Annotated in this window: 11 protein-coding genes; 3 read left to right on the top strand and 8 right to left on the bottom strand. The window is 62.9% G+C overall.

The genetic code is table 11. The features are described from left to right. Positions 1 to 22: 22 nt before the first annotated feature. Both D0Z70_RS08685 and D0Z70_RS08680 read right to left on the bottom strand, forming a co-directional pair. Positions 23 to 367, bottom strand: a complete 345-nt coding sequence (locus D0Z70_RS08685; RefSeq protein ID WP_119745408.1) for a GntR family transcriptional regulator — start codon at positions 365 to 367, stop codon at positions 23 to 25. Between the two features lie 72 nt (positions 368 to 439). Beyond that, complete coding sequence (locus D0Z70_RS08680) at positions 440 to 1,018, bottom strand: nitroreductase family protein (RefSeq protein ID WP_119745699.1); 579 nt, start codon at positions 1,016 to 1,018, stop codon at positions 440 to 442. Between the two features lie 137 nt (positions 1,019 to 1,155). Between D0Z70_RS08680 and D0Z70_RS08675 the strand changes: the two genes are divergently transcribed. Then, entirely contained in the window at positions 1,156 to 2,679 is a 1,524-nt protein-coding gene (locus D0Z70_RS08675; RefSeq protein WP_119745406.1) for a peptide MFS transporter, read from the top strand. A gap of 30 nt (positions 2,680 to 2,709) precedes the next feature. Here the strand turns inward: D0Z70_RS08675 and D0Z70_RS08670 are convergent, their stop codons facing one another. After that, positions 2,710 to 3,933, bottom strand: coding sequence for a polyhydroxyalkanoate depolymerase (locus D0Z70_RS08670; RefSeq protein ID WP_119745404.1), 1,224 nt, complete (start codon positions 3,931 to 3,933; stop codon positions 2,710 to 2,712). Between the two features lie 124 nt (positions 3,934 to 4,057). Here D0Z70_RS08670 and D0Z70_RS08665 point away from each other — a divergent pair, with 124 nt between their 5' ends. Both D0Z70_RS08665 and D0Z70_RS08660 read left to right on the top strand, forming a co-directional pair. Next, positions 4,058 to 4,714: a glutathione S-transferase gene (locus D0Z70_RS08665; RefSeq protein ID WP_119745402.1), complete on the top strand. Its 657-nt coding sequence runs from the start codon at positions 4,058 to 4,060 to the stop codon at positions 4,712 to 4,714. Between the two features lie 41 nt (positions 4,715 to 4,755). Continuing rightward, positions 4,756 to 6,399 carry a M28 family metallopeptidase gene (locus tag D0Z70_RS08660; protein WP_119745400.1) on the top strand — a complete coding sequence of 548 codons (1,644 nt, stop codon included), beginning with the start codon at positions 4,756 to 4,758 and terminating at the stop codon, positions 6,397 to 6,399. A gap of 121 nt (positions 6,400 to 6,520) precedes the next feature. Here the strand turns inward: D0Z70_RS08660 and D0Z70_RS08655 are convergent, their stop codons facing one another. The 5 genes from D0Z70_RS08655 to D0Z70_RS08635 form a co-directional block, all read right to left on the bottom strand. Beyond that, a complete protein-coding gene (locus tag D0Z70_RS08655; protein WP_119745398.1) occupies positions 6,521 to 7,222 on the bottom strand; it encodes a glutamine amidotransferase in 702 nt (233 codons plus the stop codon). Positions 7,223 to 7,292: 70 nt separating this feature from the next. Then, on the bottom strand, positions 7,293 to 7,550 hold the full coding sequence (locus D0Z70_RS08650) for a CBU_0592 family membrane protein (protein WP_119745396.1): 258 nt from the start codon (positions 7,548 to 7,550) through the stop codon (positions 7,293 to 7,295). A gap of 74 nt (positions 7,551 to 7,624) precedes the next feature. After that, complete coding sequence (acnA, locus tag D0Z70_RS08645) at positions 7,625 to 10,294, bottom strand: aconitate hydratase AcnA (protein WP_119745394.1); 2,670 nt, start codon at positions 10,292 to 10,294, stop codon at positions 7,625 to 7,627. A 466-nt stretch (positions 10,295 to 10,760) separates the two neighbouring features. Further along, on the bottom strand, positions 10,761 to 13,523 hold the full coding sequence (locus tag D0Z70_RS08640) for a bifunctional aconitate hydratase 2/2-methylisocitrate dehydratase (RefSeq protein WP_119745392.1): 2,763 nt from the start codon (positions 13,521 to 13,523) through the stop codon (positions 10,761 to 10,763). Between the two features lie 432 nt (positions 13,524 to 13,955). Next, on the bottom strand, positions 13,956 to 15,722 hold the full coding sequence (locus tag D0Z70_RS08635) for a DUF885 domain-containing protein (RefSeq protein ID WP_119745390.1): 1,767 nt from the start codon (positions 15,720 to 15,722) through the stop codon (positions 13,956 to 13,958). Positions 15,723 to 15,761: the final 39 nt, after the last annotated feature.

The raw sequence follows: 15,761 nt of genomic DNA, 5'->3' as shown, positions 1-15,761 counted from the left end.
AAGGCCATGCCGGGTGCGTCACTCAGGCCTTCTGCGCGTCCAGTTCCTCGACCCGCAGGCCCAGCCGCCGGATCTGCGCCGCGACCGGGGGCCAGACGGTTTCCAGAAAATGCTCCCGTTCCGCCACACGCAGGCGGCGGGTTGCGCCATCGGCGACGAACATGCCGACGCCGCGTTTCACCACGACCAGCCCGTCATCCTGAAAGCTTTGATAGGCCTTGGCCACCGTCAGCGGGTTGGCGCCCTGTTGCGCGGCAAAGGCGCGCACCGATGGCAGCATGTCGCCATCGCTAAACGCACCGTCCAAAATGGACGCAGCAATAATCTCTCGCAGGCGGAGATAGACGGGTTTGGAATCGTCGGCCATGACTGCATCAGTGCCATAACACAGCGATGCGCGCAAGGCAGTTGCTTGCGCTGGATCGGGTCGATTGCGTAACTATCTGTCCCAAACGGATATGACGGCGTCATAATCTGGCCGGGGGCGCTCCTCCTGCGGCTTGCCCGGCGTGCCGATAAAGACGAAGCCGGCGATGCTTTCGCCTTCCGCGCCAAAGGCCGCGCGCACATCCTGGTTATAGGTCGGCCACCCGGTCAGCCAGCCCCCGGCAAAGCCCAGCGCATGGGTCGCGTTGAGCAAATTCATGATCGCCGCGCCAACCGATAATATCTGTTCCCAGACCGGTATCTTGCTGCCCGTGACCGGCGCGGACAGGGCCACCACCAATGTCGGTGCCTGATGCGCAAACTGGTGCATCGCCTCAATCTCCAACCGTCCTGCATCGGGCTTTTCGGCGCGATAGGCGGTTTCGAGGAGATCGGCGAAGGCTGCGCGCTTCTCCAGCGGCACGACCACGAAGCGCCACGGGGCCAGCTTGCCATGGTCGGGCGTGCGGATCGCTACCTCCAATATCTGGCGCAATTGCGCGTCATCCGGGCCGGGCGCGATCAGGTCGCGCGGTTTGCCCGAACGGCGGGTCTGGAGCAGGGCGAGCGGGGAAGAGCGATCATTGAACATCGCGTCCAGATGGCGCGGCACCCGCTTTGACGCAAGGGCTGCCTGCGCTTTTGACAGATGCGATTTTGCCTCTAGTCTCGCGCTATCCTCTGGTCCCCGTTCGGCGGACCGGCACACATAAAAGACAAGGGTAGCTGATGGCGACCTCAATTTCTGGCGCGGCGGCAGCGGGCAAGACCTGGCTTGGCCATCCGCGCGGGCTGTTCCTGCTGTTTTTCGCAGAGATGTGGGAGCGTTTTTCCTATTATGGGATGCGCGCGATCCTGATCTTCTACCTCACCAAACATTTCCTGTTTGGCGAGGACAAGGCCTATCTGCTCTACGGAGCCTATACCTCGCTGGTCTATATCACCCCGGTCATCGGCGGCTATCTGGCCGACCGGTTCCTGGGTCCGCGCAAGGCGGTGCTGGCGGGCGGGCTGTTCATTGCGTTCGGCCATTTCCTGATCGCGGTGACGGAGGGGCCGGGGGGGCAGGACCCCGTCTATCTCAACGGTTTCTATCTGGCGCTGGCCAGCATTATCGTTGGCACGGGGTTCCTGAAAGCCAATATCTCGGTGCTGGTGGGCGAGCTGTATCCGCGTGATGATGCGCGGCGCGATCCGGCCTTCTCCATCTTCTACATGGGGATCAATGCGGGCGGGGCGATCGGTCCGCTGGTCTGCGGCCTGCTGGGCGAGACGATGGGCTGGGGCTGGGGCTTTGGCGCGGCGGGGGTCGGCATGTTGCTGGGCCTTGTGATGTTCGTCTGGCTGACCCCCTGGCTGCTGGGGAAGGGCGAGCCGCCCGCGCCGCAACAGCTGCGCGCGCCAGCCGTGGCGGGCGTCAGTCAGGAATGGACCATCTATCTGGGCGCGATTTTGGGCGTCGTCGCGATCTGGTTCGTCATTCGCTATGCCGAATTGCTGGGCTATGCCTTGCTGGCCTTCGCGGCGCTGACGGTGATTTACATCGTATGGCGCACGCTCGGCACGCTGGCCAAGGTTGACCGCGACCGTATGTTCGCCGCCCTTTTCCTGATCGCGCTCAACCCACTGTTCTGGGGCCTGTTTGAACAGACCGGATCGTCGCTCAACATCTTCACCGACCGCAATGTCGACCGCACCGTGCTGGGCTGGGATGTTCCCGCTTCCATGTTCCAGTCGGTCAATTCCATCTTCATCATCCTGCTGGCGCCGATGTTCGCTATCCTTTGGACCTTCCTTGACAAGCGCCGCCTGGAGCCGTCCTCGCCTGCCAAATTCGGCATCGGTCTGATCCTGTGCGGGGCTGGCTTTCTGGTGCTGGTCGCGGGCGCGGCGATGGCGGGGGAGGATTTGACGCCGTTGCTGTTCGTCATCCTCATCTACCTGTTCCACACCATGGCGGAGCTGTGCTTCTCCCCGGTTGGCCTGTCGGCGATGACGCGGCTGTCGGTGCCTAACATGGTCGGGCTGGTGATGGGGACATGGTTCCTGGCGATGGCAGCGGGCAATTTCATCGCTGGCCTGATCGCCCGCGCGACCGGTAGCGGGGACGCGGACGGTGTGGCCCAGGTGCTGGGCGTCTATACCCGCATCGGCTGGTTTTCGATGGGTGTGGGCGTGCTGGTGCTGCTGGTGTCGCCCATGATCAAGCGGCTGATGCATCTCGACACGATCGGCGCGGAGGACAAGGGGTAAGGCGCAGCCGCCGCCCCGTAACCGGGATGGTCAGTTCATCGACAGGATCATGTTCCGCACCTGCGGATAGACCTGCTTTTCCCATTTGCTACCCGAAAATACACCATAATGGCCCACGCCCGGCTGCAAATGGTGGCGTTTGAGATGCGGGCGAAGGCCGGTGCAGAGCGTATGCGCCGCCGCCGTCTGGCCCACGGCGCAGACATCGTCCTTTTCGCCCTCGACCGTTAGCAGCGCAGTCTTGCGGATCGCGCCCGGATTGACCGGGCGGCCGCGGTGCATCAGTTCGCCCTTGGCCAGCAGGGTCCGCTGGAACACCAGGTCGACGGTTTCGAGGTAAAATTCCTTGGTCATGTCCAGGACCGCGAAATATTCCTCGTAGAAGGTCTTGATCTTGTCCGCCTCGACCGTCTTGCCGTCGGCGAGCAACTGGTAAAGTTCGCGATGCTGCGACCCGTGCCGTTCCATGTTCATCGCCATGAAGGCGGAGAGTTGCAGGAAGCCCGGATAGACTTCGCGCCCGCGCCCGGCATAGCGGAATGGTACGGTGGAGATCAGATTCTTCTCGAACCAGTCGATCGGCTTGTCATTGGCCAGGTCGTTCACAACGGTCGGCGCGACCCGCGTGTCGATCGGCCCGCCCATCAGCGTCATCGACTTGGGCGTTGCCGGGTCTTTATCCTCGGCCATGACCGCCACGGCTGCGAGCGCAGGGACGCAGGGCTGGCACACGGACAGCAGATGCGCGCCCGGCCCCATCGTCTGGAAAAACTGGATGATATAATCGACATAATCTTCGAACCCGAAGCGCCCGGCCTCCAGCGGCACGTCGCGGGCATTTTTCCAGTCGGTAATATAGACGTCATGGTCCTGGAGCAGGGTCATCACCGTGCTGCGCAGCAAGGTGGAGAAATGACCCGACATCGGCGCCACCACCAGCACGCGCGGCTGGGCGGTCTCTACCTCATCCTTCACGAAATGCAGCAGGTCGCCAAAGGGCAGGTCGGCGACAATCTCCTCGCGCACCGTGACATCGGCATTGCCGCTGCGCACAGTGTCGATCGCATAGGCCGGGCGCTTGTGCGTGACACGCGCGCCCTGGAACACATCCATCAGCGCGAACATGCGCCGCGGCATGGCCCAGTCGGCCATCGGCCCCATCTTGTCGCGCATTCCGAGCGCAATCTGCGCCCCGAAGCGTGCCGGCGCCAGCATATCGTTCCACGCCTGATAACCACTGTACAGCATTCGCATGATTATAAGCGCGCCTTGTTCAATCCGTCCATCCGAATCGGTTTACCTATGCAACGCTATACACGGATTATATGTTGCACCGCATCATCATAAATGTAGGTTAAGGCTGACCGGAGGGAATGTCATGGCTGTCGCACAACTCACTCTATCCAGTAAAAATTATTCGTCCTGGTCGCTGCGTGGTTGGTTGCTGTGTCGCATCGCGGGGCTGAAGGTCGAAGAAAAGCTGATCGCGCTGGACGACGCGGAAAATCGCGCTGAGCTGTTGCTGCTCTCGCCCTCCGTGCTGGTGCCGCGCCTGACGCATGAAGGGGCAAGCGTCTGGGACACGCTGGCGATTGCCGAATATCTGCATGAGCTGTATCCCGACGCGGGCATGTATCCCGCTGACCGCATCGCCCGCGCGCATTGCCGCTCGGTGTCGGGGGAAATTCATTCAGGCTTTGCCAATCTCCGCTCCGCCTTGCCGATGAACCTGAAGGTCCGGCACGCCAAATTTCCGATCTTTTCCGGGGCCAAGCCCGACATCGAACGGATCGAAACGATCTGGGCCGAATGTCTGGACAGCTATGGCGGGCCATGGCTGTTTGGTGAAAAGCCGACCGTCGCCGACGCCATGTTCGCGCCGGTGGCCGAACGCTTCCTGACCTATGCCGTGCCGGTGTCGGCGATGGCGGCGGCCTATTGCCGGACGATCAACAGCTGGGACATCATGCGCGAATGGATTGACGAGGCGCGGGTCGAGCCGGACGAGGTGGAAGAACTCGACATCGAATTCTGACTACGCTTTCCCTGATGCCGGGCAGGGGCTAAGCCCCTGTCATGACCCGTGCTTTCCTGGCCCTGAGCCTCCTCGCCCTTCCTGCTCACGCCCAGACGGTCGCGCCGCAGCAGCTCGAACAATCAGTCCGGGTTCTGGCGTCCGACCTGTTCGAAGGCCGCGCCCCCGGCACGGTCGGGGAGGAGCGGACGATCGGCTATCTGGTCGGCCGGTTTCAGGCGCTGGGACTGGAGCCGGGCGGGCCGGATGGGCAGTGGGTGCAGAGCGTGCCGCTGCTCCACACCAGGCTGGGCAAGGCCGAGACGCTGGGCGTGACACAGGGCGATGCCGCGACGCCGTGGAACGCGGGGAAGGACGTCTATCTCTCCACCCTCCAGCCCAAGGACAAGGTCGCAATCAGCGCCGCGCCACTGGTGTTCGTCGGCTATGGCGTCTCCGCCCCCGAACGCGGCTGGGATGATTTCAAGGGCGTGGACCTCAAGGGCAAGATCGCGGTCTTTCTGATCAACGACCCGGATTTCGAGGCGGTGAAGGGCGACGATGCAGTTGGCAAATTCGGCGGTCGGACGATGACCTATTATGGCCGCTGGACCTACAAGTTCGAGGAAGCGGCGCGACGCGGGGCGATCGGGGCGCTGATCGTCCATGATACGGCTGGCGCTGGCTATGGCTGGAATGTGGTGATCAGTCCGGGCGGCGAGAATTATGATCTGGTCCGCGCGCCCGACAAGGTGACCAGCCTTCAATTGCAGGGCTGGATCGAAGGCAGCGCGGCGGCAAAGCTGTTTTCGGGCGCAGGTCTGGATTTGGCGGTGCTACTCAAACAGGCGCGGTCGAAGCGCTTTCGTGCCGTTGAGTTGAAGGGGGCCAGCTTCTCGGCCACTTTCCCCGTGACGCAGGACATCGTCAAAAGCGCCAACGTCCTCGCCCGCATCCCCGGCACCAAGCGGCCTGACGAAACGGTGATGTTTGGCGCGCATTGGGACGCCTATGGCAAGGGCGCGCCCGATGCGCAGGGGCGTGTCTATCGCGCCGGGGCGAATGACGACGCGCTGGGGATTGCTGGCCTGTTCGAGATTGCCCGCGCCTTCAAGGCTGGTCCGGCACCCGACCGGTCCGTGCTTTTCGCCGCATGGACCGCCGAGGAGCGGGGATTGCTGGGGTCCGAACATTATGCGCAGAACCCGGTCTGGCCGCTCGACCAGACCGTCGCCAACCTGACCCTCGACATTCTCCAGACCGCTGGCAAGGCGAAGGATGTCATCCTGGTCGGCAAATGGCAGGGGACGCTAGAGGATGATCTGGCAAAAGCCGCCGCTGCGCAGGGCCGCGTCGTGACGCCCGAAAGCCTGCCTGAGCGCGGGCTGTTCTACCGCGCTGATCATTTTTCCATGGCCAAGCGGGGTGTGCCGGTGCTGCTGCTGATGGGGATTGCGGGCGCGTCCGATCTGGTCGAGGGCGGGCGCGTCGCCGGACAGGCCTGGGTCGATGCCTATACCGGCCAATGTTATCATCAGGCCTGCGACGCGATCGACGCGACATGGAAGCTCGATGGGGCAGCGCAGGACGTGGAGCTGATGCTCGACATCGGCCGCGACCTTGCGACGTCGACCCGCTGGCCGCAATGGAAGCCGGGGTCGGAGTTCAAGGCGGTGCGGGACGCAAGCGCGGCGGCGCGACCCTAAAGCGGAATGCCTTTACCTTGATCCGTTCGTTTCGAGCGAAGTCGAGAAACAGTAGCGCGCAGGTTTCTCGACTTCGCTCGAAACGAACGGAGGTGGTGGGTCAACCTAAAGGCATCGCAATCTAAGCCTCCACACCTGCCAGCCATTCGCCGATCATCGCCCGGCCCGCCGCCACAGCGCCGGGGCCGTGATCGTCATGGTCCTGCCGCAGGGCGATGCCGCACTGGCCCGCCACGTCCAGATCGGCCCAGAAATGGGTCAGCCATTCGTCGAAGCGCGCATCCTCACCCATTTCGGCGTGGAATTGCAGCGCCAGCAGATTGGGGCCGCGGCAGAAGGCCTGATGGGCGTAGAGATCGGTGGAGGCGAGCAGATCGACGCCATCGGGCAGGTCGAACGTGTCGCTGTGCCAGTGCAGCACCGGGACGCCATCGACATGGCGGAGCGGGGACTGCGCGCCGGTGGGATTGACCGAGACTGGCGCAAAGCCCAGTTCCATCCGCCCGCCCGGATAGACCGGTGCGCCGAGCGCCGCGGCAATCATCTGGCTGCCCAGGCACACGCCCAGCGTCGGCCGGTCGCGGTCCAGCCGCGCTGCGAGCTTGTCGATCTGCAACGGAATCCAGGGGTGGATGTCGGCCTCATAGACGCCCATCGGCCCGCCCATCATGATCAGCAGGTCCGGTTCGCATAGGTCGACGCCGGCAAAATCCGGGCTGGCCACATCGACCCGGTCGATATGATAGCCCGCCGCTTCGATCGGCTGGAGATATCCCGCGGCCCCTTCGCGGGGAACATGGCGGACGATGAGCGCTCTTTTCATTGTGCGGGGATGCTAGCCAAGGTGAAGAACGCCCGCCAGCCCAGCCTTTCTTGGGGGCGGGAAAACGGACCTATTCGCGTACGCCCCGATCCCGCCGGGCGATCCGCCACAGCGCGACGAAGCCGATTCCGCTCCAGATGATGTTGAGGACCATGGACGGAATCGCGCCGTGCCACCATGTGTTGAGGACGAAGAAGGCCGCGCCCAGTGCGTTGAGCCATTGGAACGCCGCCGACTCTCCAGTCAGACGCCCGCTCGATACGCCCAGATACGCGCCGAGAACGAGCAGCGCGCCGGTCCAGCCGACGATTTCAACCAAGATGTTCATCGCTGCCCCTGACAGGAAAAAGGGCGCCGCCCAGTGGGAAGCGCCCTTCTGCCTTAGCCTAGCCTATGGCGCGATCAAGCGGCCAGCTTGCGCAGCACATATTGGAGGATGCCGCCGTTCAGAAAATATTCCAGCTCGTTGATCGTATCGATCCGGCAGAGCGCGGTGAAGGTGAAGGTCGATCCGTCGGCGCGGGTCACGGCGACCTCGACATCCTGACGCGGCTTCAGGTCCGCGACACCGGTGATGGTGAAGCTTTCATCGCCGGTCAGGCCCAGCGTATCGCGCGTGTCGCCATTTTTGAACTGGAGCGGCAGCACGCCCATGCCGACAAGGTTGGAGCGGTGGATACGCTCGAAACTTTCGACGATGACCGAACGGACGCCGAGCAGGTTGGTGCCCTTGGCCGCCCAGTCGCGTGAGGAGCCGGTGCCATATTCCTTGCCCCCGATCACGACCAGCGGGGTGCCGTCGGCCTTATGCTTCATCGCCGCGTCATAGATGGGCAGGGTTTCGCCCTTGTAGCGGGTCATGCCGCCTTCGACGCCGTCCAGCATGAGATTTTTGATGCGGATATTGGCGAAGGTGCCGCGCATCATGACTTCATGATGGCCGCGCCGCGCGCCATAGCTGTTATAATCGGCCTGCGCGACCTGATGCTCGGACAGCCACTTGCCTGCGGGGCTGGACGCCTTGATCGAGCCTGCGGGCGAGATGTGGTCGGTGGTGATCGAGTCGCCGAAGATGGCCAGGGGTTTGGCCTCGATGATGTCGGTGACCGGTGCCGGAGTCATGCTCAGCCCTTCGAAATAGGGCGGGTTGGCGACATAGGTGGAGCCTGCGCGCCAGCTATAGGTGTCGCTGCCGGTGACGTCGATCGCCTGCCAGTGGGCGTCGCCCTTATAGACATTGGCGTAGCGCGCCTGGAACATGGCGCGGTCCATGCAGCCCGCCATGGTCGATGCGACCTCGTCATTGGTGGGCCAGATGTCTTTGAGATAGACGTCGTTGCCTGCGTTGCTGACGCCGATGGGCGTGGTGATGAAATCCTCGATCACCGTGCCTTTGAGCGCATAGGCGACGACCAGCGGCGGGCTGGCGAGGAAATTGGCGCGCACGTCGGGCGAGACGCGGCCTTCGAAGTTGCGGTTACCGGAGATGACGGCGGCAGCGACCAGGCCGTTGTCGTTGATCGCCGCGCTGATCGGCGGGGCCAGCGGGCCGCTATTGCCGATGCAGGTGGTGCAGCCATAGCCGACCAGGTTGAAGCCGATGGCGTCGAGATGCGATTGCAGACCCGCGCGCTCCAGATAGTCGGTGACGACCTGACTGCCGGGGGCGAGCGATGTCTTGACCCAGGGCTTGGGCTTGAGGCCGAGTTCGTTGGCTTTCTTGGCGACGAGGCCCGCGGCGACCATGACGCCGGGGTTGGACGTGTTGGTGCAACTGGTGATCGCGGCGATGGTGACGTCGCCATCGCCAATGTCGAAATCCTTGCCCTCTACCGGCACGCGCTGCTGCGCCTTCTTGTAGGTGTTGATGAGGTCGGCGTTGAATACGTCATCGACCTGCGGCAGCGAGACGCGGTCTTGCGGGCGCTTGGGACCGGCCAGGCTGGGGACGACGGTGGCAAGGTCCAGTTCCAGCGTGTCCGTGAATACCAGGTCGGCCAACGGGTCGATCCAGAAGCCCTGTTCCTTCGCATAGGCTTCGACCAGCGCGATGTTATCGTCGCTGCGGCCGGTCAGGCGCATATAGTCGAGCGTCTTGTCGTCAATGCCGAAGAAGCCGCAGGTCGCGCCATATTCAGGGGCCATATTGGCGAGCGTCGCGCGGTCTGCGAGCGACAGGCTGGCGAGGCCGGGGCCGAAATATTCGACGAAGCGACCGACTACGCCGCGCGCGCGCAGCATCTGGGTCGCGGTGAGGACGAGGTCGGTGGCGGTCACGCCTTCCTGCAACTCGCCAGTGAATTTGAAGCCCACGACTTCGGGGATGAGCATGGAAACGGGCTGGCCGAGCATCGCGGCTTCCGCCTCAATGCCGCCCACGCCCCAGCCAAGGACGCCGAGGCCATTGATCATGGTGGTGTGGCTGTCGGTGCCGACGCAGGTGTCGGGATAGGCAACCAGCTTGCCGTCGGCATCGACCGACGACCAGACGGCCTGCGCGATATTTTCCAGATTGACCTGATGGCAGATGCCGGTGCCGGGCGGGACGGCGTAGAAATTGGCGAGGGACTTGCTGCCCCATTTCAGAAAGTCGTAGCGCTCCATATTGCGCTGATATTCGATTTCCACATTCTGCTCGAACGCCTTGGGCGTGCCGAATTCATCGACCATGACGCTATGGTCGATGACGAGGTGGACGGGGACTTGCGGGTTGATCTTGCTGGCGTCGGCACCCAGCGCGTTCATCGCGTCGCGCATCGCGGCGAGATCGACGACGCAGGGGACGCCGGTGAAGTCCTGCAACAGCACGCGGGCGGGGCGATATTGGATTTCGCGCTCTGCTTTGCCCCTGTCCTTCTGCCAATCGATGATCGCCTTTATGTCCTCGACCGTGACGGTGACGCCATCTTCAAAGCGGAGCAGGTTTTCGAGCAGCACCTTCATCGAGAAGGGCAGGCGCGACACATCGCCCAGCTTCGCCGCGGCTTTTTTGAGCGAGTAAAAGGCGATGTCCTTGCCGTCGACTTGCAATATGTCGCGCGTGCCGAGTGTGTCCTGTCCGATGGCGGTCATGAAAGTGCGTCTCCTCGCGGTAGCTTCCCCCGGTCGAGCGGGTAACGCATGGACCATGGGTCGAAGCAGCTATGTCCCGATGTAGCAGGGAGATAGGCATTGCGGGCGGCAAATCAATTGGTCGGTCGGCCAAGGGGCATGTTTGCGCGGCAGGTGAGATCGGGCGTCGCCCGTCGCCAGAGGATTGCCGAGTGCCGCATCATTGGCGTGCTCAACAAAGCCGATCCTCCCCCTTGTGGGTAGGGCTATCGCATATGAGCCGGACATCATTTTACTTCGTCATGCTGAATTTATTTCAGCATCCATTTCTCGTCACGAACAGCCGCTTGAGCTGGAGAAATGGACCCTGAAACAAGTTCAGGGTGACGATGAAGGAGGGGGCGGTTCCCCTGTCTTTAAGGGGAGGTGTCAGCACTTCGTGCCGACACCTCCCCCTGCAGGGGAGGATTGTCTGTCAGCCCCCGGATCAGTGCGCCACGGGCGGCGCGAACTTGGTCAGGTCGATGCCGACGACGGCGCTCTTATATTCATCCATGCTGGGCGTGCGGCCAAGGATGGTCGACAGAACGACGACCGGGGTCGAGGCGAGCAGCGATTCACCCTTTTTCTCGTCCGTATCTTCCACCACGCGGCCCTGGAACAGGCGGGTCGAGGTGGCCATGACCGTGTCGCCCTTGGCGGCCTTTTCCTGATTGCCCATGCACAGGTTGCAGCCGGGACGTTCGAGATACAGCATATTCTCATAGCTGGTGCGGGCCGCGCTCTTGGGGGCGACATCGTCAAATTCGAAGCCGGCATATTTTTTCAGCACGTCCCAGTCGCCTTCGGCCTTCAGCTCATCGACGATGTTGTAGGTGGGCGGGGCGACGACCAGCGGTGCCTTGAACTCGACCTTGCCTTCGCTGGCTTCGATATTTTTGAGCATCTGGGCCAGGATTTTCATGTCGCCCTTATGCACCATGCACGAACCGATGAAGCCCAGATCGACCTTCTTGGTGCCGCCATAATAGGAAACGGGGCGGATGGTGTCGTGGGTGTAGCGCTTGGAGACGTCGGCATTGTTGACGTCCGGGTCGGCGATCATCGGTTCGTTGATCAGGTCGAGATCGACCACGACCTCGGCAAAATATTTGGCGTTGGGGTCGGGCGCCAGCGCGGGCTTCACGCCCGAACGGATTTCCGCGATCCGCGCGTCGGCCTTGTTGATCAGGCCTTGCAGCGTGCCGGCGGCATTTTCCATGCCCTTGTCGATCATGATCTGGATGCGCGACTTGGCGATTTCCAGCGATTCGATCAGCGTTTCGTCCTGTGAGATGCAGATCGACGCCTTGGCCTTCATTTCGGCCGTCCAGTCGGTGAAGGTGAAGGCCTGATCGGCGAGCAGCGTGCCGATATGGACTTCGATGATGCGGCCCTGGAACACATTTTCGCCGAACTGGGCGAGCATCTGCGCCTGGGTTGCGTGGACGACGTCGCGGAAGTCCATATAGGGCAGCATCTGGCCCTTGAAGCTGACCTTGACCGACTGCGGGATGGGCATGGTCGCTTCGCCCGTCGCCAGCGCCAGTGCAACCGTGCCGGAGTCCGCGCCGAAGGCAACGCCCTTTGACATGCGGGTGTGGCTGTCGCCGCCGATGATGATCGCCCAGTCGTCCACGGTGATGTCGTTCAGCACCTTGTGAATGACGTCGGTCATCGCATGATAGCGGCCCTTGGGGTCGCGCGCGGTGATGAGGCCAAAATTGTTCATGAAGGACATGAGCTTGGGGATATTGGCCTGCGCCTTCTTGTCCCAGACCGATGCGGTGTGACAGCCCGACTGATAGGCACCGTCGACCAGCGGCGAGATGACGGTGGCCGCCATCGCTTCGAGTTCCTGCGCGGTCATCAGGCCGGTCGTGTCCTGCGAACCCACGATGTTCACGGTGACGCGGACATCTGACCCTGCGTGCAGCACCTTGCCCGGCGTGACGCCAACGGCGTTGCGGTTGAAGATTTTTTCGACCGCGGTGAGACCCTGACCCTCGACCGAAATTTCCTTGTTCGGCGCGAACACCAAGGGCGCTTCGACGCCCAGCGTTTCGGCGGCGAAGGTCTGGAGCTTCTTGCCGAACACGATGGCGTAGCTGCTGCCCGCCTTCATGAATTCCATCTTTTGCGGGGTGAAGGCAGAGGCGACATCGACCAGTTCATTGCCCGCTTCGTCGGTCAGCTTCTTGTTCTTGACGTCGATCTTGAGGACCGTGCCGGTCGCGACGGAGAATGTTTCCTCCAGCACCGGATTGCCATCATTGTTGAGGATGGCCTTGCCATCCGGGCCGGTCATCTTGACCCAGTTTTTGAGGTTGATGCCGATGCCGCCGGTCACGTCCACGGTGGTCGCGAAGATGGGCGAGATGCCGTTGGTGCCGCCGACGACGGGGGCATAGTTGACGAAGGGCACATAGGGGCTGGACTGCTTGCCGGTCCACAGCGCCACATTGTTGACGCCGGACATGCGCGAGCTGCCCACGCCCATCGTGCCCTTTTCAGCGATCAGCATGACGCGCTTGTCGGGATGCTGGGCCTTCAATGCCACAATCTCCTGCTGCGCCTGCGGCGTCATCATGCACAGGCCGTGCAGTTCACGGTCGGAGCGCGAGTGCGCCTGATTGCCCGGCGAGAGCAGGTCGGTCGAGATATCGCCTTCGCCAGCGATGTAGGTGACGACCTTGATCTCATCCTCGACATCGGGGAGCTTGGTGAAAAATTCGGCCTGGGCGTAGCTTTCCAGCACGTCCTTCGCGACCGGATTGCCCGCCAGATAGGCGTCGCGCAGGCGGAACATGTCGGCGTCATAGAGGAAGAACTGGGTCTTGAGGACGTCGCCCGCCTGAACCGCGATCGCGGCGTCATCGCCCAGCGCGATGTCGAGCAGCACGCCGATCGAGGGGCCGCCCTTCATATGGCTGAGCAGTTCGAGCGCGAAGGCCGGGCTGATTTCCGGGACGGTCACGTCGCCCAGGATGATCTGCTTGAGGAACGCGGCCTTGGCAGCGGCTGCGCTCGTCGTGCCGGGCAGCGTGTTGTAGATGAAGAATTTGAGCGCGTCGGCGCGATGCTCGCTGGCCGCATCCTGGATGAGGGTGATGATTTCGCTGAGCAGGACACCGTCGTCGATCGGCTTGGGCGCAAGTCCCTGAGTCTTTCGGCTGTCGATTTCGGCCAGATAATCCAGGTAAATGCTCATCTTTTCCCCAACGTCATAAAGTGCACGGATTCGACGCGCAGCGCCACTTGCCGATCTTTATGCCCGGTCTGGGGAGCTGTCGGCCCCCGGTAGTTGAACCGACACCAATTGGCAAGCCGCCGCAGCGCAGCAAAATAGGCTTGAGGCAGATGACTTTTCGTTATCCCTAAAACGTCATCCTGAATTTATTTCAGGATCCATCGTGCCCCAGAAGCCGCGGCTGGAGACGAGAAATGGATGCTGAAACAAGTTCAGCATGACGATGAAGGAGGGGGCAGCGCATATGCGATAGCCCTGCCTGCAAGGCGGTGGCTGACCGTAGGTCAGACGGAGGGGTGTTCTGCTATCGATAGGGCGACACCCCTCCACCACCTTCGGCGGTCCCCCTCCCCTTGCAGGGGAGGATTATTGCAGCACCGGGTTTTTGGCCGGTCAGCGCGCCTTCTGCGTCGCGATCCAGGCGTCGATCTGGCTGTCCAGCACCGTCAGCGGCACCGCGCCCTGCGCCAGCACCGCGTCGTGGAAGGCGCGCAGGTCGAATTTCGGGCCGAGCGTGCCTTCCGCCTTGGCCCGCAATTCGCGGATTTTGATCTCGCCCAGCTTGTAGCCCAGCGCCTGACCCGGCCAGCTGATATAGCGGTTGACCTCCGCATCGATATTGGCGTCGGACAGCGCGCTGTTCTCCTTCATGAAGGCGACGGCGCGCGCCTTGTCCCAGCCCTTGGCATGGATGCCGGTGTCGACCACCAGACGGCAGGCGCGCCACATTTCGTAGGACAGGCGGCCCATCATCTTTTCGGGCGTGTCGTAAAGGCCCATCTCCTCGCCCAGATATTCGGTGTAGAGCGCCCAGCCTTCGACATAGGCGGTGAAGCCCGCGAGATATTTGCGGAACGGGGGCAGCGGCAATTCCTGTTGCAGCGCGATCTGGTTGTGATGGCCCGGCACCGCTTCATGGGCGGTCAGCGCGGGCAGTTCCCAAAAGGGGCGCTGGTCGAGTTTCGAGGTGTTGACGTAGTACGTGCCCGCAATGCCGCTTTCGGGGGAGCCGGGCATATAATAGGCCGTCGTCGTCCCTTCGGCTTCGGCGGCGGGGATGGGTTTGAGACCATAGGGCAGGCGGGGCAGGGTGCCGAAATAGCGGGGCAGCAGGCCGTCAATCGCCTTGGCCTGACGCGCGGCGACTTGCAGCAATTCTTCCGGCGTTTTGGCGTAATAGCGCGGATCAGTGCGCAGATGGGCGATGAAGGCGGCGCGGCTGGGATAGCCTGCCTTGGCCGCGACCTCATCCATGCGGGCGCGGATGCGGGCGACTTCGGACAGGCCGATGGCGTGGATCTGGTCGGGCGTCAGGTCGGTGGTGGTGTGGGCGCGGACCCGGCTGGCATACCAGCCTGCGCCGCCCGGCAGGGTGGAGGCGCTGTCGCTCTTGCGGCAGGCGGGCAGATAGTCCTTCACGAACAGGTCGTGCCATTTGCCATATTCGGGCGCGATCACATCGCGGATCAACGTGGTGGCGCGGGCCTGCATCGCGGCCCAGTCCGCTTCGCTGATGTCGCGGGGTTTGGCGCGGGTGAAGGGTTCGTAGAAGCGGGTGTCCTGCGGCTTGCCCGCGACGATGCCGCTGATCGTGGCGGCATATTTGCCCAGCACCGAGCAGGGCTGAACATAGCCGCCCTTGATCGCCTGCCGCGTGATGGCCAGCGCATCGCCATTTTGCCGGGGGTAGAGCGAGAGGCGCTTCAGATAGCTGTCATAGTCGGCGCGATTGTAGAAGGGCAGGCCGTCGCCCATGCTGGCAAAGCCCTGATGCCAGCCATAATAGGTTGTGAACAGCATCAGCCGTTCGGCGGGATGCGCTTCGCCGGCAATGTCGTCGCGCAGCATCCAGAGCAGGACGGCGCGGTTGACGCGGTCGGTGGCATTGAGGTCGGTGTCGGCGATTGCGTCCAGCCGTGCGACAAAGGCTTGTTCGGCTTTGATCTGCTGGGCGCGGCCAGCCAGCGAAATATCATAGATGCGGTCGTCATAGCTGCGGACGCCGCGCGCGGTGGCATCGACGGGGTGGACCGAAAGCCACCAGGCCCAATGATAGTCCAGGACTTTGGCCAGCATGTCATGGGGCGTTTGCGCCTGCGCCAGGGCGGGGGTGGCGGTGGCGATGAGGGGGGCGAGGAGGAGGGCGATGATTGTGCGCATGGGCCAAGGGATCGCCCGTCCCGGCGCGTTTGGCAAGGG

The sequence above is a fragment of the Sphingobium terrigena genome, assembly GCF_003591655.1.
Lineage (GTDB): Bacteria > Pseudomonadota > Alphaproteobacteria > Sphingomonadales > Sphingomonadaceae > Sphingobium > Sphingobium terrigena.
The sequence above is the reverse complement of the archived record's forward strand: the minus strand, read 5'-3'. Positions and strand labels throughout refer to the sequence as shown.